This window comes from Piscibacillus halophilus (genome assembly GCF_900110685.1).
Classification (GTDB): Bacteria; Bacillota; Bacilli; order Bacillales; family Alkalibacillaceae; genus Piscibacillus; species Piscibacillus halophilus.
This window is the reverse complement of record NZ_FOES01000002.1, coordinates 182,126-200,753: the sequence shown is the minus strand read 5'-3', so window position 1 is coordinate 200,753 and position 18,628 is coordinate 182,126. Positions and strand designations below refer to the sequence as shown.

General features: G+C 35.3%; 21 protein-coding genes, 1 tRNA gene and 2 riboswitches. Of the genes, 8 read left to right on the top strand and 14 right to left on the bottom strand.

Annotation, left to right across the window (positions count from 1 at the left end):
* Positions 1–389: 389 nt before the first annotated feature.
* The 9 genes from BMY57_RS02320 to comGA all read right to left on the bottom strand — a co-directional run bounded on the left by BMY57_RS02320 (position 390) and on the right by comGA (position 4,730).
* The gene (locus BMY57_RS02320) at positions 390–632 is read right to left on the bottom strand and encodes a DUF2626 domain-containing protein (protein WP_091772398.1); all 243 of its coding nucleotides are present in this window, start codon (positions 630–632) and stop codon (positions 390–392) included.
* 114 nt (positions 633–746) lie between these two features.
* Positions 747–818, bottom strand: a tRNA-Gln gene (locus BMY57_RS02315).
* A 36-nt stretch (positions 819–854) separates the two neighbouring features.
* Entirely contained in the window at positions 855–1,166 is a 312-nt protein-coding gene (locus tag BMY57_RS02310) for a hypothetical protein (RefSeq protein WP_091772397.1), read from the bottom strand.
* Positions 1,167–1,206: 40 nt separating this feature from the next.
* Complete coding sequence (locus BMY57_RS02305; protein ID WP_177176308.1) at positions 1,207–1,689, bottom strand: ComGF family competence protein; 483 nt, start codon at positions 1,687–1,689, stop codon at positions 1,207–1,209.
* Entirely contained in the window at positions 1,649–1,984 is a 336-nt protein-coding gene (locus BMY57_RS02300) for a hypothetical protein (RefSeq protein ID WP_091772395.1), read from the bottom strand. Before BMY57_RS02300 ends, BMY57_RS02305 begins: the two co-directional genes overlap by 41 nt.
* Positions 1,968–2,426 (bottom strand): competence type IV pilus minor pilin ComGD, encoded by a 459-nt coding sequence (comGD, locus tag BMY57_RS02295; protein ID WP_091772394.1) that lies wholly within the window; start codon positions 2,424–2,426, stop codon positions 1,968–1,970. Before comGD ends, BMY57_RS02300 begins: the two co-directional genes overlap by 17 nt.
* Entirely contained in the window at positions 2,398–2,694 is a 297-nt protein-coding gene (gene comGC / locus BMY57_RS02290; protein WP_091772393.1) for a competence type IV pilus major pilin ComGC, read from the bottom strand. The genes comGD and comGC overlap by 29 nt, the downstream gene beginning before the upstream one ends.
* Positions 2,695–2,707: 13 nt before the next feature.
* Entirely contained in the window at positions 2,708–3,748 is a 1,041-nt protein-coding gene (locus BMY57_RS02285; protein WP_091772392.1) for a type II secretion system F family protein, read from the bottom strand.
* Positions 3,717–4,730, bottom strand: coding sequence for a competence type IV pilus ATPase ComGA (comGA, locus tag BMY57_RS02280; protein WP_338157660.1), 1,014 nt, complete (start codon positions 4,728–4,730; stop codon positions 3,717–3,719). Before comGA ends, BMY57_RS02285 begins: the two co-directional genes overlap by 32 nt.
* Positions 4,731–4,754: 24 nt before the next feature.
* On the opposite strand from comGA, the gene BMY57_RS02275 reads away from it, so the two are divergent.
* Positions 4,755–5,252, top strand: a complete 498-nt coding sequence (locus BMY57_RS02275) for a shikimate kinase (protein ID WP_091772391.1) — start codon at positions 4,755–4,757, stop codon at positions 5,250–5,252.
* Positions 5,253–5,377: 125 nt separating this feature from the next.
* Here BMY57_RS02275 and BMY57_RS02270 read toward each other — a convergent pair whose 3' ends face one another.
* Both BMY57_RS02270 and BMY57_RS02265 read right to left on the bottom strand, forming a co-directional pair.
* On the bottom strand, positions 5,378–6,187 hold the full coding sequence (locus BMY57_RS02270) for a YqhG family protein (RefSeq protein WP_091772390.1): 810 nt from the start codon (positions 6,185–6,187) through the stop codon (positions 5,378–5,380).
* Positions 6,174–7,790: a DEAD/DEAH box helicase gene (locus tag BMY57_RS02265; RefSeq protein WP_091772389.1), complete on the bottom strand. Its 1,617-nt coding sequence runs from the start codon at positions 7,788–7,790 to the stop codon at positions 6,174–6,176. The genes BMY57_RS02270 and BMY57_RS02265 overlap by 14 nt, the downstream gene beginning before the upstream one ends.
* A 182-nt stretch (positions 7,791–7,972) precedes the next feature.
* A riboswitch (glycine riboswitch) is annotated at positions 7,973–8,068 on the top strand.
* Positions 8,069–8,071: 3 nt separating this feature from the next.
* Positions 8,072–8,163, top strand: a riboswitch (glycine riboswitch).
* A 63-nt stretch (positions 8,164–8,226) separates the two neighbouring features.
* Between BMY57_RS02265 and gcvT the strand changes: the two genes are divergently transcribed.
* From gcvT to gcvPB, 3 genes are read left to right on the top strand one after another with little or no spacing between them, the layout of a single operon-like run.
* On the top strand, positions 8,227–9,321 hold the full coding sequence (gcvT, locus tag BMY57_RS02260; protein WP_091772388.1) for a glycine cleavage system aminomethyltransferase GcvT: 1,095 nt from the start codon (positions 8,227–8,229) through the stop codon (positions 9,319–9,321).
* 15 nt (positions 9,322–9,336) lie between these two features.
* Positions 9,337–10,686 (top strand): aminomethyl-transferring glycine dehydrogenase subunit GcvPA, encoded by a 1,350-nt coding sequence (gene gcvPA / locus BMY57_RS02255; RefSeq protein ID WP_091772387.1) that lies wholly within the window; start codon positions 9,337–9,339, stop codon positions 10,684–10,686.
* The gene (gene gcvPB / locus BMY57_RS02250) at positions 10,679–12,148 is read left to right on the top strand and encodes an aminomethyl-transferring glycine dehydrogenase subunit GcvPB (protein ID WP_091772386.1); all 1,470 of its coding nucleotides are present in this window, start codon (positions 10,679–10,681) and stop codon (positions 12,146–12,148) included. The genes gcvPA and gcvPB overlap by 8 nt, the downstream gene beginning before the upstream one ends.
* A gap of 67 nt (positions 12,149–12,215) precedes the next feature.
* On the opposite strand, the gene BMY57_RS02245 is transcribed toward gcvPB, so the two are convergent.
* Positions 12,216–12,710, bottom strand: a complete 495-nt coding sequence (locus tag BMY57_RS02245; protein ID WP_091772385.1) for a DinB family protein — start codon at positions 12,708–12,710, stop codon at positions 12,216–12,218.
* Positions 12,711–12,822: 112 nt separating this feature from the next.
* Positions 12,823–13,215: a rhodanese-like domain-containing protein gene (locus BMY57_RS02240; protein ID WP_091772384.1), complete on the bottom strand. Its 393-nt coding sequence runs from the start codon at positions 13,213–13,215 to the stop codon at positions 12,823–12,825.
* A 291-nt stretch (positions 13,216–13,506) separates the two neighbouring features.
* Between BMY57_RS02240 and BMY57_RS02235 the strand changes: the two genes are divergently transcribed.
* Together BMY57_RS02235 and BMY57_RS02230 are read left to right on the top strand one after the other, a co-directional pair.
* Positions 13,507–16,065 (top strand): vitamin B12-dependent ribonucleotide reductase, encoded by a 2,559-nt coding sequence (locus BMY57_RS02235; RefSeq protein WP_091772383.1) that lies wholly within the window; start codon positions 13,507–13,509, stop codon positions 16,063–16,065.
* A gap of 130 nt (positions 16,066–16,195) precedes the next feature.
* Positions 16,196–17,101 carry a patatin-like phospholipase family protein gene (locus tag BMY57_RS02230; RefSeq protein WP_091772382.1) on the top strand — a complete coding sequence of 302 codons (906 nt, stop codon included), beginning with the start codon at positions 16,196–16,198 and terminating at the stop codon, positions 17,099–17,101.
* A gap of 18 nt (positions 17,102–17,119) precedes the next feature.
* On the opposite strand, the gene BMY57_RS02225 is transcribed toward BMY57_RS02230, so the two are convergent.
* Positions 17,120–17,452, bottom strand: a complete 333-nt coding sequence (locus BMY57_RS02225) for an SA1362 family protein (RefSeq protein WP_091772381.1) — start codon at positions 17,450–17,452, stop codon at positions 17,120–17,122.
* A gap of 173 nt (positions 17,453–17,625) precedes the next feature.
* Between BMY57_RS02225 and BMY57_RS02220 the strand changes: the two genes are divergently transcribed.
* Both BMY57_RS02220 and aroQ read left to right on the top strand, forming a co-directional pair.
* Entirely contained in the window at positions 17,626–18,126 is a 501-nt protein-coding gene (locus tag BMY57_RS02220) for a YqhR family membrane protein (protein WP_091772380.1), read from the top strand.
* A gap of 45 nt (positions 18,127–18,171) precedes the next feature.
* Positions 18,172–18,612 (top strand): type II 3-dehydroquinate dehydratase, encoded by a 441-nt coding sequence (aroQ, locus tag BMY57_RS02215; protein ID WP_091772379.1) that lies wholly within the window; start codon positions 18,172–18,174, stop codon positions 18,610–18,612.
* Positions 18,613–18,628 lie beyond the last annotated feature (16 nt).

Sequence of the window (18,628 nt, the reverse complement as noted above, 5' to 3'; positions counted from 1 at the left end):
CCCTCACCTTCAAAGGATTTAGTAATATTAAACTCTTCTAAACCAGGGATAGAAATGTTAGAATACATAGTACACGCAACTCCTTTGTTTTTGTTTATTGGTCTAAACAAATTCTAACAAATTAGGAGCTTGCGTGTTTTATTTTGGCTATATTCCCCTGAAACCCAGGTAGGCCTGACACTCCTGCGGGAGAAGCGAGCCAGGCGAGACCCCACAGAACGTAACGTTAGTGGAGTTCGAGGAGGCTCGCGGATCGCCCGCGGAAAGGGAAGGCCTAACCTGGAAGGTTCCACTTAAAACATATAGTGAATTATCAGAAAATAACCTTTACCCCAACAAATATTATAGAGCCAATAAAAAAAGGATGGCTTGAATGGCCATCCTTTTATTTAGTGCGCAAATCCTGGTTCCAAAAGGAATGTAACATAGTAAGTGAACCCTACCATGAAAACAGTTAAGTACGCGCCAAAGATATACATATAAAGACGTTCAGAAAGATTTAAGTATCCAATTCCTAAAAAGAAAACAGTTTGCGCTAAAAATAATAGTGATAACTGCATCATACCACCAGCGTAAAACATCGCCGTAAATATTCCTGTCCAAAACGCTATTACTCGAAACATTCGTGGCATCTCTTTTTCCTCCTTTGTGCAGGAATGTTGTCAAAAACATTATATATGAATCCAAAATAAATGTAAATGAACATTTTATGTACAACAGAAAGTTTTGCTAATTTTAGGTGAAAACTGGGCCACCAGGATTCGAACCTGGGAATCACGAGACCAAAACCCGTTGCCTTACCGCTTGGCTATGGCCCAATTCACAATTATTATTATGACATGCTTTAATGGATATTATACATTCCAATGTGTATGATGTTCAAAAATTTGATTCGGTTCCTCGGAGAGTTGAATGGTGACTTTTAGCTTCAAAGTATGTTCATCGTTAAGTGAGTAATAGATCGTTGCTACACCAGTTTCATACTCAAAATTAATCGATTGTTCATCATATTGAATATCTAATGTGTCTAGAGAATAATAAAATTCATGTAGAGATGTTTCAATCAGGTTTTGAATGGTTTGTTGCTGATTGTTTAGTTGAATATGTTCTAAATGCTCATTTTCGGTATGCCAAACCATTAATACATAGGTAGAAACGATCAACATGATGCTTAAAACATATGGAAAGATGATCCCTTTCTCGTTATTAAAAGTTTTGAAAAAGCTTTGTGAAAGTATTATTTGAAATATACGTACGTTGATAATAATGCCCGTCTCCCTTCTTACAGCCGATTAAGAAAACATTTTCAGAATGCATTTTAACCTCAAATATTTCAACATCTCTTAAAATGACCTCATGACCTGTGTCATTGACGCGGCGCCTAATTAAATCTTTATATAATTCGTATTTCACACGCGATCCATCTGCTTTAACAAACGTTATGGAATGGTGATTAATATGGACTTCTACTGATTGATTCATTTCAGACTGAATATAATAGTGAAGTTGTCTTAGTTCAAAATCAGATTGATGATAAGTGCTATCAATTGATAAAATGAAGTTTAAAAAATGTACAATTAAAGGCGTGGTGAAAATTAATATGGATAGGGAGATAATTAATGAAAGTAATGTGTAGCCATTAGAATTATTAATACGGAACATAACGACATATTTTCTTTTCTTCACCACGATTATTAAACCAACTTAAACACCCGAAAAATTTATAATCATCATATTCACCATGGAAATAGAACTCTGTATTTTTATATAATAAAGGGCTTTCGACGCTAGATAATGAATCTATTGAGTATTGACGTAAAAGGTGATTTAAATATTCATCTGCCTTTAAATAATGACCTTGGTCTTGCTGGATAGACATGAGACTTTTGACAGAAGGAATTAAAAATGAGGTAAAAACCATGATACAAGTTAACGTCAGTAATAAATCGATAAAAATCATACCTTTATCACATTTTATTAACATAAAATCTTCCTTTCCCAAATGGGAATGTAACTTGGTATTTGGAATTGTTGTAATTGAGCATGAAAGCTCCAGGGTTATAGATAGTACCGTCAATATTATAACGAATAGGATTTTTTAGAGTTGTAAGAACAATTGATAGATCAGGATGGTAATGACGCCTTATGGTGGACGGGTTAGTAGTTAAATCATGAATGTAATAATAATGTTCATTTGTATTAAACGTAATGGAAATAGGAGTTTGAAAAGTGATGGCTCTTTGTTGAACAATAAAAACGTCTTTTTCAAACTGTGTTAAAAACTCATCTACTGGTTTGGTATTCTGATGCAAAGAGTAGTTAGTCATAGAGATTGCAACCAATACCATAATAATAGATAAAACTAACAAAGTTTCTAGTAAAGTAAAGCCACGTTGCTTATGATTCATTGAAATTAACTTCACCATTCTCAATTGTAGCTCCCTCTAAACAAGCGTGTTGATCAAGGCTATCAATGCTATCTAATTGAGTTAATTCGGTCGGATATCTGCCATGATCAATCTTATATAATTGTACTTCAGACTTAATGAGATCTTCGTATGCTTCACAACTTTTTTCTTCAACCGAATCATTATACTTAGTTATATTAGGGATAGATAAAATCAATAATAGTGTGATAATCATTAACACAATAAGCATTTCAATTAACGTAAATCCATCCTCTGATTTGTACATTAGGTTCACTCCTTTATATATGTTGAATCAATTTATAGATTGGGAATAATGTTAGAGCATATATAGTAATCACTAAAACGCCAACAATCACATAAACAACGGGTTGAATTATTACGATGAATCTTTTTGATTTTTCTTCAATGACTTCTAATAATAATTGTGAATATTGTTGTAAATCATTTACTAATGTCCCTTGCTCGTCACTTCGTTGAATTAACCATTTAAATTCATCTTGTATAAGTGGTAAATCTTTAAATGATTGATATAAAGTTCGCCCTTTTGATAAATCTGCTAAAATTAAATTAGCGAAAAATTGTATAATCGGTAAATCATGTTGTGCTTTAAGTAACATTAAAGCTTCTCTTATATTTTTACCACTTAAGAGGAGTGCGTGGATTTGATAGGCCATTTGCATACTGATCAACAAACAATAAAAATTTTTGTAAATCGGTATTTTGTGAATGAGGTATACTCTTTGCTCAACAGGTGAACGATTTAAGTAAAATACTATTATGAAAAAGAATATAAAGGTTAGACATATTACGAGGAGGGCCAAATTAAATAGAGCTCTTAATAGATCAAAAACAATAAGTGAATGTTTGCTCCCTAAGCTTTCAAATGTATCAATCATAGAAGGTAGCATGTAATAATTCATCACTATAAATAGGGTCATGCTTAATAATAAAAGGACTAATGGGTATCTAAGAGCTTTACTTAATTTATTTTGAATTTGGTGCCTCATTTTCATTAATTTAGTACAATGGGAAAGATGTTCTTGAAAGTGACTGGATTCTTTTGAGAATTTAATAAATGCAACTATTAACGGGTGGAATGCTAATAGTCTAAAGCAATGGTCTATGGGGTGACCGTTATGTAACAACGCTGAGAATTTCCTTGAAATTTCTTTAAGCTGAGGGTCAAACTCCATAAACTCGAGGGCTTGTCTTAAGTTATAATGTTTGCTGATTAATTTTGAGAGACGATCTAAGAATGTGATTTGTTTGATGATGCTTACGTTGTTTTTAAGACGTTTGTTGAGTAAATCCAAGAGCATAGGCTTTCCTCCTTAAAGAATGAAATGTTTGGTATCCTTGTCGTTGTTCAGGAGGTATACCTTTTAAAGCTTGAGCTAAAAATTCTCCAGTTAGTATTTCAGCTATAGCTGCTCTGTGAGTCAATTTGTTTTGATTTGGGTACTCAATATTAATCAGTTGTTGAGAAGCAATCCCAATAATGGTTTCTTTTAAATCAACTTGATTTAATCCCATATCCTTTAGTCTAGTTAATGTTCCATAAGCATTTTTGGCATGTACAGTACTCATAACTAAATGTCCAGTTAAGGCGGCCTTAAAGGCGAAATTGGCAGTCTTTTCATCACGGATTTCACCCACCATAATGATATCTGGATCATGTCGAAGGGCTGCTTTTAGCCCAACATCATAACTAAAGCCTGCTTGTTCATTGACTTGAACTTGCAATAAGTTATTAACTTGTTGTTCTACTGGATCCTCTAGAGTGATGGCTTGATAACCATAAAGTTCGATTGATTTTCTAAGAAGAGCGTACATTGTTGTGGTTTTACCAGATCCGGTTGGTCCCGTGAACAGTAACATACCAGAACGATGTTGAATCCAGTTTATTAACTGTCTTGCTTGAGAAGGGAAAAGGAATAATTGATCAATACTCGGGTAAAAGTCTTTAGGAAGTAATCTAATGGCCAGGCTTTCTGAAAATTTAGTAGGGAGCGTGGACAAACGCAAATCATAGGTGTGCCATTTTGTCTGATGTAAGATTGTACCGTTTTGTGGTAAACGTTTTTCAGCAATATCCATTCCAGAATTAAACTTATAGTAACTTAGTAAGGTGTGATAAGATTTAAAAGATAGCGATTGAAAATACCACCGATAACCATTAACCCGAAAATAGATTTCTACTTCGTCTTCCTTAGGTGTAAAATGAATATCAGTTGCACTTTTTTCAATTGCAGTTTCTAGCATGATGTTGGAGTAAGATTCAGGTTTAAACAGACGAACCAACCTCCTTTGTAAGTAGGTGATTATATGGAATCCATAATATTAATTGGCTTTATGGGAGCAGGAAAATCGAGTGTAGGGAAGGCACTTTCCACTGAGCTAAACATACAGTTTTTAGATACAGATCACATTATTGAAAGAGAGACAAATCTATCGATTCCTCAAATTTTTGAACTTTATGGGGAAGGTCACTTTAGAAAGTTAGAAGCGGATGTGTTGAAAAAAGTCATCAGTCAAGACCAGGTGATTAGTACTGGTGGCGGCATTGTGGAGCTAGAAATGAATAGACAATTTTTAGCTCAACACTCTCACACCATCTTTTTAAAAACAAATTTACAAACGATTTTTAAACGTTTAGAGACTGATCAATCGAGACCATTGTGGAATCAATCGTATGTTAAACGTCTTGAATTATTTAATAAACGCCAGATGTATTATGAAGAAGCGGCTAATATCGTGGTTCAAACGGACTATCTTTCGATTGAAAATACAGTAAATAAAATCTTATCACAATTAAAGTTATAAAATAATAGTCCATTCGCGTCAAATGGTAGAAAATTGATTTTTTGACTAATAAAAAAATAAGTTTTCTCACCAATTTATAAACAAATTTGTTTAAAAGTGATGAGAAAACTTAAAAACTCTAAAATTTATGAAATAGACATCATATTTTTAGATTGAGTTTCTGATAAATAAAAAAGCCCGCAGTTAACTAATTTTAAATGAACTTTAGGGTATAGTCTGTCATAAATTTGCTTTTCAATATTTTCTTTTAATAACTCTCCATCATCATCTTCTCGTTGTTGAAATAATTGTTCTGTCATTTTTATCTCTTTTTCATATAATTTATTTGATTGTTCAGCAAAAGCTGCTGATTTCATTTCAATACGTTCTTTGATTTCTTCATTAATCATAAGAACCGCACGTTTGGTTGAGATGATGGGTGGAATTTTATAACAGAGATCCGGAATAATAGTTGAAAAGGATTGATCTAGGATTTCATCCATCATTTTAAACCTCATAGTTCCATTGATTAAGTATACACCTACACTCACCATTTCATCATGTGTGTAAGCACCTTGGTAACGGACTAATAAATTACATACAAACCAAGGGTGAAGTGGTTGACGGTCTTGAGAAGGATTATTTTCATATAACTCTGTGTACTTCCCTTCTTCTAATATAATTTGAAATAATTGTTCAAGGCGAGGGGATCCATAATGGATCCATTCGCCTTTTTCATCTTTCTTATTTTCGTCTGATATAAAGGTGACGGTCATAGGTTCACCTTGATGACCTATTTTTTTTACGTATTGCCAGTAAAAGGGACGATTCATTAACCGTTTGTCTAATTCCTCGGTTAACTTTACTCTTAAGATTCCTTGTTCATTATACTCAATGGTCGCCTGACGTTTGTAAAAGAACTGTACGAGAAATTCATGAATTTCAGCTTGATTCATTCGCGATATTCCTTTCTACTTCACTGTCACTAATGACTGAGAATAAGTGATCAACTTTTATGGAGGCTTCTTTTTCCGAACGGGATTCTTTAACGATGTCTTCAATCTCTTGTTCTAAGCTATTAATCCCAAGTTGACTTAGAATTTGGTCTAATTCACCAATGACATCCTTAAATAAATCTAACTTGTCATAAAGTAAGTTTAGAACACGCTCATCAATCGTGTTATTTAACACCATATAATAGATGTTGACATCTTTTGTTTGGCCAAAACGGTGAATTCGTCCGATACGCTGTTCAAGCTTCATAGGGTTCCAAGGGAGATCATAATGAATCATATGGTTACAAAATTGCAGGTTAAGTCCTTCACCACCCGCATCTGTTGCGATGAGTACCTGAGCTTTGTTTTTAAACAGCTGAACCATCCAATCTTTTTTACTTTTTCGAAATTTACCATTAAAAGTAACCGAGAAAATACCATTTTGGTGTAACAACCATTGTAGGTATATTTGAGTTGATTTGTATTCGGTGAAAATTATGCATTTTTCGTTAAGAGATTTAACAAATTCAACTGTTTTTAATGCTTTAGAATGATGAGGTAACTGTTCAATTTGAGTCATTAATTCATTTTTAAATTCATCCTTCCATTCTGAATGTCGAATAGTTTCATAACAGGCCTCACGACTTGAACAAATTTCGCGTTGTAAAGTTAATGATGTGAAGGAATGATTGACATTAAGAGATTCTAGAGTATTATAAAATTCCATTTCTTCTTTAGTAAAATCAACTCTAATGGTTTCGATATCTCGTTTGGTCCATTCATTCGTCGTCTCAGCACGTCTATTTCGAATCATGGATTGTTTAACAAGAGTTTGAATGGCTTGACTGTCATCTTGTCGTTCTGTGCGTACGGTTCGTTTAAATGATTGTTTATCTCCGAGTAATCCTGGACGGACAATCGACATCAAATAATAAATCTCATCTATTTTGTTTTGGATTGGTGTTGCTGTTAGTAATAAACAATATGTTGATTTGATTTGTTTAACAAATTGGTAGTTTCGAGTTTTTGGGTTTTTAAGTCTATGTGCTTCATCAATGATCAACATGTCGTATTCTTGATCTAAGATTTCACTAGCGTGTGGTTCTTTTTTGGCTAAATCAATCGAAGATACAACGACATCATAAGCATGCCAAGGAAAGGAACGATGCTTTGCTTTAGCCGGAATATAAAAACGTTGTTGTAATTCTATTTCCCATTGTCTAATTAGGGAAGAAGGAACCAATATCAACACTTTTTTCACTAGGTTTTTAACCATTAATTCTTTTAATATGACACCGGCTTCGATTGTTTTACCTAATCCAACTTCATCCGCTAAGATAGCGCGTCCGTGCATTTGATGCAAAACTTTTTGGACGGCATCTAACTGATGCGACATCAACTCTAAATCAGGTAGATACTGCATACAGGTTAATGAGTCTTTTGAATTCATTTTCATCTGACTAACTGTGTAGGCTTGCTTAAATGTTTCCCAATCACTCGTTGGATATTGTTTTAAATCTTGATCGAGAGAATGCAAGTCTTCATCATGGATTACAATATTCATCATCATACCCCTCTCTAAATAAGATTTCTGACCAAACTAAAGGAGTGTTTACATTTTTAATAAAATTCTTGCAGTTATCACTGAAAATCTGTTATGGCGCTTACACAACTAGCAGACATATGCTATAATGTGACACAAGTATAGTATTATTATGTACAAAAAATAGAATATCTATCAGGCGAATGATGACAAGGGGAGAGACTACTTTATGTGGCGCCGACGGAGCAAGTACGCAAGAAGCGTATGAATCTCTCAGGCAAAAAGACTCTTGTCGGACGCTACTCTGGAGAGTGCTCCGGATAGGGAGCCACCAAAGATGCAAGTAATACAAATAATGTATTGTATTACGAAACTTTCAGGTGACAGGACAGAGAATTCCGAATGTGTTAATTTGGTATTCTCTTTTTTAATGTTTAAAAACGGAGGGATGCATAAAATGGGAGATTTAAAACGTACACCAATTTATCCAGCTTATAACACGAAAACAGTAGATTTTGGCGGCTGGGAGATGCCAGTACAATTTGTAGGGATTAAAGAAGAACATCATGCGACTCGCGAAAAAGCAGGTTTATTTGATGTGTCTCATATGGGCGAGATCTTAGTAGAAGGTCCAGATAGTGAGCAATTCTTGCAAATATTACTAACAAACGACTTAGCAAAAGTGTCGGTGAACCAAGCTCAATACACGATGATGTGCTATGAAGATGGAGGAACGGTTGACGATTTAATCGTTTATAAATTAGGTGAAGAAAAATATTTACTAGTCGTTAATGCAGCTAATACAGAAAAAGATTTTGAATGGGTCAAACAACATGTTGAAGGTTCAGTTGAAGTCAAAAACGTGTCTGATGAATACGTTCAATTAGCACTACAAGGCCCTAGAGCAGAAGATATTCTACAAAAGTTAACAAATGTTAATCTGAGTGATATTAAGTTTTTCCGTTTTAAACAAGATGTTTCAATAGAGAGAGTTAACCATCCAGCAATTGTTTCTCGTACAGGTTATACAGGTGAAGATGGTTTTGAAATCTACATAAATCAAGCAAGTGGTTTAGACCTTTGGAAAGCAATTCTTGAAGCAGGGGAAGAGTTTGACATTACTCCCGTTGGATTAGGTGCCAGAGATACATTACGTTTTGAAGCAAACTTAGCTTTATATGGTCAAGAACTCTCTAAAGATATTACCCCGATTGAAGCTGGTTTAAATTTTGCTGTTAAAGTTAAAAAAGATGCTGAATTTATCGGTAAAGAAGTTTTAGCCGAACAAAAAGAGAATGGTCCTAAACGAAAACTAGTCGGTATTGAAATGATTGATAAAGGGATTCCACGCCACGGTTATGAAGTATTAAAAGATAGAGAACCAGTTGGATTTGTCACCTCTGGAACTCAATCTCCTACTTTAGGTAAAAATGTTGGGCTAGCTTTAGTAAGGTCCGATTTAGCTAATGAAGGTGAATTGTTAGAAGTGAAGGTTAGAAAAAGAACGCTACAAGCCAAAGTGATTCCAACACCATTTTATAAAAGAAAATAAAGAGGGGTGATCTGAATGCAACATCGCTACATTCCAATGACAAAAGAAGATAAAAAATCGATGCTTGAAACGGTTGGGGTTAATTCAACAGAAGAGTTATTTGCGGATATTCCACAAGAAGTTCGTTTTAAAGGAGAACTAAATATAAAACCAGCTAAGGATGAGTATGAACTTAAGAAAGAATTAACTCAATTAGCTGAACAAAATGTTAATCTTCAAAGTCATACGTCATTTTTAGGAGCAGGTGTATACCAACATTACATTCCATCCATTGTCGACCATGTAATTTCAAGATCTGAATTCTATACAGCCTATACTCCGTATCAACCTGAAATTTCTCAAGGTGAACTTCAGGCCATTTTTGAGTTTCAAACAATGATAAGTGAATTAACTGGAATGGAAGTTTCTAATTCATCTATGTATGATGGTGGAACTGCCTTGGCTGAGGCAGTTAATCTATCAGCGGGTCAAACAAGAAAGAAAAAAGTATTAGTCTCGAAAGCTATTCACCCTGAATCATTAGAAGTAATTCACACTTACGCTAAAGGACCTGATCTTGAAATAGTAGAAATTGATGTAAAAGATGGCTTAACGGATTTAGACCAATTAAAAGCTGAATTAGATGAAGATACAGCGAGTGTCGTCATTCAATACCCTAACTTTTTAGGTCAAGTAGAGCCTTTAAAAGAGGTGAAAGAATTAATTTCTAGTCAGAAGAAAACGATGATGCTTGTTTCAAGTAATCCTTTAGCATTAGGATATTTAACTCCTCCAGGAGATTTCGGAGCGGATATTGTAGTAGGGGATGCGCAAGTGTTCGGGATTCCAGCACAATACGGGGGACCTCATTGTGGTTATTTCGCCACGACTAAAAAATTAATGAGAAAAGTCCCTGGTCGTTTAGTTGGTCAAACAGTAGACGAAGAAGGGCGCCGAGGGTTTGTATTAACACTGCAAGCTCGTGAACAACATATTCGCCGTGATAAAGCGACTTCTAATATTTGTTCGAACCAAGCTTTAAATGCATTAGCCTCTTCAGTTGCAATGTCAGCACTAGGTAAACATGGCGTAAAAGAAATGGCTACCTTAAATATGAAAAAAGCACGTTATGCGAAAAAACTTTTTGAAGAAGAAGGATTCGAAGTAGTCTATAAAGGGCCATTCTTCAATGAATTTGTTATAAAAGTTAATCAAGATGTTAGGGAATTAAATCAGAAATTAATAAGCAAAGGTTTCATTGGCGGTTTTGATTTAGGTAGGGTGAATGAAGAGTGGAATCAACACCTTCTTATAGCCGTCACGGAGATTCGTACGAAGGAAGAGATTGATCAATTTGTAAAAGAATTGGGTGATATTAATGGCTAATCATAAAGACTTCCCTGTTATTTTTGAACTAAGTAAAGAAGGAAGAGTAGGGTATAGTTTGCCCGATCTTGACGTCCCTGAGGTTGATTTAGACCAAGAGTTCAGCTCTGACTATATACGCTCTGAAGCTCCAGATTTACCTGAAGTCAGTGAGCTTCAAATTATGCGTCATTACACAGCTTTATCAAAGCGTAATCATGGTGTAGATTCTGGTTTTTATCCATTAGGATCTTGTACAATGAAATACAATCCGAAAATTAATGAAGATGTAGCACGTATTCCGGGATTAAGCCAAATTCATCCTTATCAAGATGAAAGGACAGTTCAAGGTGCATTAGCCTTAATGTATGATCTTCAAACCACGCTAGCTGAAATCACAGGGATGCATGAAGTAACGTTACAACCAGCTGCCGGAGCACATGGTGAATGGACCGGACTCATGATGATTCGTGCTTTCCATGAAGCTAACGGTGATTTCAATCGTACGAAGGTCATTGTTCCTGACTCTGCACACGGTACAAATCCAGCTTCAGCTACTGTGGCAGGTTTTGAAGCGGTAACGGTCAAATCAGATGATCGTGGCCTTGTCGATCTTGAAGATTTAAAACGTGTGGTAGGAGACGATACAGCAGCTTTAATGTTAACGAACCCTAATACTCTTGGTTTGTTTGAAGAACATATTTTAGAAATGGCTAAAATTGTACACGATGCAGGTGGCCGTCTATACTACGATGGTGCCAACTTAAACGCTATTATGGGCTACGCTAGACCTGGTGATATGGGATTTGATGTTGTTCACTTAAACCTTCATAAAACATTTACTGGACCTCACGGTGGTGGAGGACCAGGTTCTGGGCCAGTAGGCGTTACGGAGGAGCTAGCCAAATATTTACCAAAACCAGTATTAACAACTGATGGTGAGCAGTATTTCTTCGATCATGACCGTCCACATTCAATTGGACGTGTGAAGCCTTATTATGGTAACTTCGGTATCAATGTAAGAGCTTATACGTATATTCGTTCAATGGGACCAGATGGATTAAAGCAAGTAAGTGAAAACGCCGTGTTGAATGCTAATTACATGATGCGTCGTTTAGAAGAAGAGTATGAACTACCGTTTAAACAACATTGTAAACATGAGTTTGTACTATCTGGTAAAAAACAGAAAAAACTCGGTGTTCGTACGTTAGACATCGCCAAACGATTATTAGACTTTGGTTATCATCCACCTACTATTTACTTCCCACTAAATGTTGAGGAAGCTCTAATGGTCGAACCAACTGAGACTGAATCTAAAGAAACATTAGATGAATTTATAGATGCGATGATTCAGATTTCAAACGAAGCTAAAGAAGATCCTGAAACTGTTCAGGAAGCACCTCATACGACAGTCATAAGTCGATTAGATGAGACACAAGCTGCTAGAAAACCAGTACTTCGTTATTATAAAGATGAAGAATAATAAATGTAGAACCGCCCCAATAAGTTTTGGGGCGGTTTTTTTGATTATAATTATTTATTTAATCTACCTAATTACTTTGTTTAAGAAAATGTATGATTTGTTTTTGGTGATGGTGATCGTGGTCAATCATTTCTTTAACAATATATATGAGTGAATAGGGTGTCCCAGTATGTGGACAATGTGTTATACCGTTAGCGGTTAAGGGTTTATATAACGTTTCCCTCGATAACTCGTTAAGCTTGTTTATAAGCTGGTTTCTTTTATTTTTGGCTTCTTCAAGAAGTTGGGATTGTGAAACTCCAGATTTTGCGTAATCAGATGCCTTTTTATTAAATGGATCGTATTCAGGGAACACCATCCCGTCTCCTTTTTGAACAGAAGGAATTATTTCAGATAAAAGGTGATGATCCCATTTTATAATATGAGCTACAATTTCGCTCACTGACCATTTACCTGTGGCTATCGGCTTGCTCCATAAAGAATCGTCAATATCTTGCAATTGATTTAACCAAGAAGAATAATCACTAAAAGCATTAATGATGTTTTTTGTCTCACTCCTCATTTCATTCCCCCATTTCTTTTCAACTTAGAAAAGTATATCACAAAATCTTAGTAAACACCAAACGTGTGTTCTTGTTTTTGGAATAAAAAATGATTCCATTGTATGGAATCATTTAGTAAGATTTTTTCTTCACTTTAACTTTCCCAGTCCACTTGCGGAAGCCACCTTTAAGATGGTTTAAATCTTGATAGCCTTTTTTCTTTAGCATAGTAGCTGCACGTAAGGAGCGTTGTCCACTTTGGCAATAAAGATAAACAGGCTTATCAGGACGTATTTCCTGTAAACGTTGTTTTAACTGAGAGATTGGAATATTTCGAGCTCCTAAAATATGTCCACGTTCAAATTCATTTGGTTCGCGCACATCAATTAATTGAGCTTTTCGATAACCTTCAATAAACTGTTCTTCAGTTAACGATTTTAAAAATTTATTCGTTCTTACATAACGAAAGACTCCGATTAAAATAAATACAGCTATTACGATTAAAATAGATAAAATAATATCCATTTTGATCCCCTCTCTTCTCTTTCTCTATTACATTATATAAGTGATGACAGCAATATTCAAAGATAAAATTTGTTGATCTTATGACTTTGTTGAAATCACTTTTTTGATTTTCGACAAAAACCTCTGTTGACGAAAGAATATTAATATGCTAGTCCGCACAATATATTGTGTTAATTTTAAAAACTTCATACAATATATTGAAATATGATATGAGTTCTGTTATCTTTATCTCAACAAGCAATCTTATATTCTTATGGATTGCAGATTTTGTCGAAAGAAGGAGTGACCATCATGCAAGGTGTTAAGACCCGGGATTATCAAATTGATGTGGATCGTTTAAATGAAGATATCAAACAGTTCCCACAAGTGCATCCCATCACTTCCGAGATGAACACAACGCATAAAGGCGTATCTCGATTAGTCATGTTAGATCGTTACGCTTTTAAAGATACTGAAAAGAAAACTTTAAAAGCAGGCGATTTTGTTGTTTTAACGATTAAAGAAGATCCTAAATTCCCTGCAAGAGGTACAGGATTTATTGTATCAATTAATGATGAAACTAAAAAGGCAAAAATAAAAATTGATGAAGATTATGTCCATGTACTAGAGAAGGAAGATGAACAGGAATCTGGTATTATTGAACGTCCAATAAGTGTGATAGATAAGCCATTAGAGGTTTATTATGAGCAAATTGCACGTCGGAATGCAACTGGTCTTGCAGAGGTTGAACGCACATCAGAAAAGCGTCAAGAATGGTTTGAAAAGTTTAATGAAGAGCTATCTCAGTTAAACTTTATTCCAGCTGGAAGAGTGTTATATGGAGCTGGTTCCAATACAGACGTTACGTACTTTAACTGTTATGTTATGCCATTTGTTAAAGATTCCAGAGAGGGAATCAGTGATCATAGAAAACAAGTAATGGAAATTATGTCCCGTGGTGGTGGCGTTGGTACTAATGGTTCGACCTTGCGACCTCGTAACACCTTAGCGAGAGGGGTTAATGGTAAATCATCTGGTTCAGTTTCTTGGTTAGATGATATTGCGAAGTTGACCCACTTAGTTGAGCAAGGGGGTTCTCGTAGAGGTGCCCAAATGATCATGCTAAACGATTGGCATCCTGATATTATTGAGTTTATTATTTCTAAAATGCAAAACCCTCGAATCTTAAGGTACTTAATTGAAAATATTGAAGATGAAACGGTTCAGCAGCTGGCAAAGGACAAGCTTAAATTTACACCATTAACTACTACAGAAGAACAAATGTATCAAGGGATAGTTAATTATAAACATATACCTGGGCAAGGTGGTTTCTCTGACGAAAATATTAGAGAAGCGGAAACAAAACTTAGAGATGGTGGTACTTACAGTGTTCATAACCCTGATTTCTTAACGGGTGCTAACATTTCAGTATGTATTACAGATGATTTCATGGAAGCTGTAGAAAACGATGAAGAATATGAATTACGTTTCCCTAATGTAGAAAGTTATAATGAGGAAGAAATGAAAGCTTATAATGAACATTGGCATGAAGTTGGCGATGTCCGCGAATGGGAAAATCTAGGTTATAGTATCAAAGTTTATAAGCGAATCAAGGCGAAAGAGCTTTGGAATTTAATTAACATTTGTGCAACATATTCAGCTGAACCAGGAATTTTCTTTATTGATAATGCTAATAAAGAAACAAATGCGAAGGCTTATGGCCAAAAGGTTGTTGCGACAAACCCATGTGGTGAACAGCCATTAGCACCGTATTCTGTTTGTAATCTTGCAGCTGTTAATTTAGCTAATATTGCAGATCAAGATCGTAAGCAACCTGATTTCGATAAACTTAAAAGAACAGTGGAAGTAGGCATCAGAATGCAAGATAACGTCATTGATGCGACTCCTTACTTCTTAGATGAAAACCGTGAACAAGCTCTCGGCGAACGCCGTGTTGGGTTAGGTGTTATGGGCTTACATGACTTATTAATTTATTGTGAGACCGAGTATGGGTCTGAAGAAGGTAATCAGCTAGTCGATAAAATTTTTGAGACGATTGCTACAACTGCTTACCGTACATCAATAGAATTAGCCAAAGAGAAAGGCAGTTTCCCTTTCTTAATTGGAAATACAGAACAAGAGACAAAAATGCTACGTGAAAAGTTCATTAGTACGGGTTATATGCAAAAAATGCCTGAAGATATTAAACAAGGTATTTTAGAACATGGTATACGTAACTCGCATTTATTAACAGTTGCCCCGACTGGTTCTACTGGAACAATGGTAGGAGTCTCTACTGGTCTTGAACCTTATTTCTCGTTCACTTATTATCGAAGTGGCCGACTAGGTAAATTTATTGAGGTTAAAGCAGATATTGTAGAAGAATATTACAACCAAAACCCAAATGCACCAAAAGACGAGTTACCATCTTGGTTTGTAACGGCTATGGATTTATCACCAGAAGCACATGCAGATACTCAATGTGTCATACAGCGTTGGGTAGATAGTTCGATTTCGAAAACCGTTAATGCACCTAAAGGTTACCGTGTCGATCAAGTAGAGAAAGTCTACCGTCGACTTTATAAAGGTGGAGCTAAAGGTGGTACTGTTTATGTAGATGGTAGTCGTGATACTCAAGTATTAACTTTAAAAGCTGAGGAGAATGACTGGTCGGAACAACAAGAGCTTTTTGAAAAAGAGGAAAAGAAAGTCGTATTAATGGAAACTGTTCAAGAACTTGATAAAACGAATGTGAATATTGGTTCGGAAATTGGTGATACGTGCCCTGTCTGCCGAAAAGGAAGTGTAGAAGACGTTGGTGGATGCAACACATGTACTAACTGTGGAGCACAATTAAAATGTGGTTTGTAAGATAAATTTTGAGTCTGGCTATTGCCAGGCTCTTTTTACTATTTAAGTCAATCATGAGAAAAAACATCGTGTTCTAATTTTTATTTCTTGTTCATAGGATGATATGCGTATTGATGGACGGAGGGATCTTATGAAAGTGGATGGTGTTTTTTCTGGAGGGGGTATTAAAGCTTTTGCGTTTTTAGGGGCCTTAGCAGAATGCGACAGGCTTGGGATAAAGTTTGAAAGGGTAGCAGGAGCTTCAGCAGGAGCGTTAATAGCTGCGTTAATAGCTGCGGGATACCGACACCAGGAGATTAAGAAAATTATAGATACTGTCAATACAGAAAAATTTTTAGATCCTCATCCAGTTGCTAAGAAAGTCCCTATTATAAAATGGTTATGGTTATATTTTAGTTTAGGATTGTATCAAGGGAAATATATTGAGAAATGGATTGATGATCTTCTAAGAGCGAAAGGGATAAGGACGTTTTCAGATGTTGATCAATCTCTCTATATAATAGGTGCAGATATTACGAATGGACGTATTGCGGTATTTCCAGATGATTTAGAGCCAGTCTATGGTATAAAACCTGAAACATTTCCTGTTTCTAAAGCTGTCAGAATAAGCATCAGCATTCCTTATTTTTTCCGCCCCATTAAAATTATTGGTCCTGGGAGCAAACAAAACATGTTTATTGACGGAGGAACCCTTAGTAACTTTCCATATTGGATTTTCAAACAAAAAAAGCTAGCTCAACCTAGGCCGACACTTGGGATTAAATTAAGTGCAGAAGAATCTCCTGTGCCTGACCAACCAATCAATAATGCCTTTGACATGTTACCTGCTATTGTATCCACGATGATCCAAGCACATGACTCTAGGCATATATCAAATAGTGAAGCTAAAAATATTATGTTTATCCCGATAGATGAGGATATTAAGGCGACAGATTTTGATTTAAAACAAAAAGATAAAGATTATTTATATCACTTAGGGGAAGAGTCAGCGAACACATTTTTTCAAACTTGGTCTCCTAAAATTAATTTTAGCTGAATCTATTTTGAGATTCAGCTATTTTTTATTCCCTTTTATAACGGTTAAATGTGTTGCTTTTCTGTTAGTTCTTTGGATTTTACTAGCCCCATTAGGTTTGGAAAATGGTACAGTATTTCTACCATATTTTTTCCTGGATTGTTTTAGCGCTTTGCGGTAATTAGCATTTTGTCCGGTTCTATGTCGACCGATCAAAAAGTAATAAAGCACAATCCCAATTACTAGAGCGAAACCTAGCATCATAAATATAGACTTAAAAAAACTAACAGGGTTGACAATCAAATTATAAAAAAGTCCTAAAGCAGCTAAACCAATAATTCCATAAACGAAATATTTTGCGTTCTGACTCATGACAGACTCCTTTCAAACCGTAATCTTTTAATTTATTATTATCTTGCCATGTGAGTCAACTAATATACGGTATTCTATGTATATTTTACTAAAATTTGCGTCCAACGTACATGATATTAATTAAGTATGATTCATTTTGATTCGTACAAACTATCTTTGAGAGGTGATGAACATTGGCAAGTAAACAAAATCAAGAAGAGAGTAAACGATCTGTATTTTTAAAAAGTCTGTTTTGTGGAGCAGCAGGTGCATTTATTTGGGGAATTATTAGCTCTATCGCTTATTTCTTCTCTTTTTCAGAAGTATCACACGGGTCCTTTATTTTAAGATCCTTTTTCTCAGGTAGTTGGACAGAAGGAATAACGGGAGAACTAATCAGCTTAGCCATTATCACGGTTCTTGGAGTTTTGCCAGCTCTTGTTTATTATTTATTGATGAAAAATTTACATGGCGTTATGCCTGGGATTATGTTTGGAATCGGACTTTGGGTGTTAGTATTTATCATCATGAATCCGATGTTTTACTATGTTCCAACATTTTATGACTTATCTAGTGATACAATCGTTACAACGATTTGTCAATTCGTGCTATATGGAGTTTTCGTAGGCTATACTATTTCATACGAACATCATGACCGTCGAATTGTAGCGAATCATCCCCAAAAAGAGGCTTAATTATGATAGACTATTAAAAAGACAGAATATTTAAGGGGAATATATATGTGCCGAGTACTTTTGTTGAATGGACCTAATTTAAATTTACTTGGTCAAAGAGACCAGTCTGTTTATGGCAATCGCACATTAAATGATGTAGAACTAGAACTGATTGAGTTTTTTAAGAGACACGATATTGAAGTCAGTACGTTTCAATCTAATCATGAAGGTGAATTAATTGATCAGCTGCATCATGCTAACGAAAAATTCGCCGGTGTTATTTTTAATCCTGGTGCCTATACGCATACTAGTATTGCACTTCGTGATGCGGTGGAAGCCATTAATCCACCTGTTATTGAAGTGCATATTTCTAATATACATAACCGTGAGGCATTTCGGTCACACTCATATATCACACCTGTTGCAGCAGGACAGATTACTGGCTTTGGGACTGAAGGATATTTAATCGCTGCATTTGCCATGTTAAAACTTTTAAATAATATATAAACAAGGGAGAGGATTC

What these genes read in the sequence shown, in the direction of transcription:
- BMY57_RS02320 (WP_091772398.1), bottom strand. Translation starts at nt 632, where the DNA reads ATGCCACGAATGTTTCGAGTAATAGCGTTTTGGACAGGAATATTTACG.
- BMY57_RS02310 (WP_091772397.1), bottom strand. Translation starts at nt 1,166, where the DNA reads ATGTTGATCGTTTCTACCTATGTATTAATGGTTTGGCATACCGAAAAT.
- BMY57_RS02300 (WP_091772395.1), bottom strand. Translation starts at nt 1,984, where the DNA reads ATGTTAATAAAATGTGATAAAGGTATGATTTTTATCGATTTATTACTG.
- comGD (WP_091772394.1), bottom strand. Translation starts at nt 2,426, where the DNA reads ATGGTGAAGTTAATTTCAATGAATCATAAGCAACGTGGCTTTACTTTA.
- comGC (WP_091772393.1), bottom strand. Translation starts at nt 2,694, where the DNA reads ATGTACAAATCAGAGGATGGATTTACGTTAATTGAAATGCTTATTGTG.
- BMY57_RS02285 (WP_091772392.1), bottom strand. Translation starts at nt 3,748, where the DNA reads ATGCTCTTGGATTTACTCAACAAACGTCTTAAAAACAACGTAAGCATC.
- BMY57_RS02275 (WP_091772391.1), top strand. Translation starts at nt 4,755, where the DNA reads ATGGAATCCATAATATTAATTGGCTTTATGGGAGCAGGAAAATCGAGT.
- BMY57_RS02270 (WP_091772390.1), bottom strand. Translation starts at nt 6,187, where the DNA reads ATGAATCAAGCTGAAATTCATGAATTTCTCGTACAGTTCTTTTACAAA.
- BMY57_RS02265 (WP_091772389.1), bottom strand. Translation starts at nt 7,790, where the DNA reads ATGAATATTGTAATCCATGATGAAGACTTGCATTCTCTCGATCAAGAT.
- gcvT (WP_091772388.1), top strand. Translation starts at nt 8,227, where the DNA reads ATGGGAGATTTAAAACGTACACCAATTTATCCAGCTTATAACACGAAA.
- gcvPA (WP_091772387.1), top strand. Translation starts at nt 9,337, where the DNA reads ATGCAACATCGCTACATTCCAATGACAAAAGAAGATAAAAAATCGATG.
- gcvPB (WP_091772386.1), top strand. Translation starts at nt 10,679, where the DNA reads ATGGCTAATCATAAAGACTTCCCTGTTATTTTTGAACTAAGTAAAGAA.
- BMY57_RS02245 (WP_091772385.1), bottom strand. Translation starts at nt 12,710, where the DNA reads ATGAGGAGTGAGACAAAAAACATCATTAATGCTTTTAGTGATTATTCT.
- BMY57_RS02240 (WP_091772384.1), bottom strand. Translation starts at nt 13,215, where the DNA reads ATGGATATTATTTTATCTATTTTAATCGTAATAGCTGTATTTATTTTA.
- BMY57_RS02235 (WP_091772383.1), top strand. Translation starts at nt 13,507, where the DNA reads ATGCAAGGTGTTAAGACCCGGGATTATCAAATTGATGTGGATCGTTTA.
- BMY57_RS02230 (WP_091772382.1), top strand. Translation starts at nt 16,196, where the DNA reads ATGAAAGTGGATGGTGTTTTTTCTGGAGGGGGTATTAAAGCTTTTGCG.
- BMY57_RS02225 (WP_091772381.1), bottom strand. Translation starts at nt 17,452, where the DNA reads ATGAGTCAGAACGCAAAATATTTCGTTTATGGAATTATTGGTTTAGCT.
- aroQ (WP_091772379.1), top strand. Translation starts at nt 18,172, where the DNA reads ATGTGCCGAGTACTTTTGTTGAATGGACCTAATTTAAATTTACTTGGT.